This is a genomic window from Cedecea sp. B1(4) (genome assembly GCF_059414925.1).
The window spans coordinates 1-326 of sequence record NZ_JCAHMZ010000315.1; the positions used below are offsets into that span (position 1 = coordinate 1).

A 326-nucleotide genomic window follows, 5' to 3' on the forward strand; every position below is an offset into this window, starting at 1 on the left:
ATGGCCGCGGGCAAGAGCGACTACCTGGGCTATGACCCGAACTGGGGCAAGATCGGCTTCTCCCAAGGCGTCTACAGCCGCAACGGCGGCGGCGCCTGCACCGGCTACACCACCGAGTGGGCCCGCATGGGCTGGGACTACTGCACCGAAGAAGTCCTGTACATGGGCTACGAGGGCATCACCAAGGCGCTGGCGGGCCACGGTTTCCAGCCGAAGAAATCCTATCTGTACTACGAGACTCCCTACAGCACCTACAAGTACGAGGACTACGATTTCGACACCGCCGTCTCGCAGGCCGCGTGGTCCAACCGGCAGTACGAGATCTG

Annotated in this window: 1 pseudogene; it reads left to right on the forward strand. The window is 62.6% G+C overall.

Annotation, left to right across the window (positions count from 1 at the left end):
- Positions 1–326: pseudogene (locus tag ACR6JA_RS23110) on the forward strand (hypothetical protein); the annotation flags it as partial.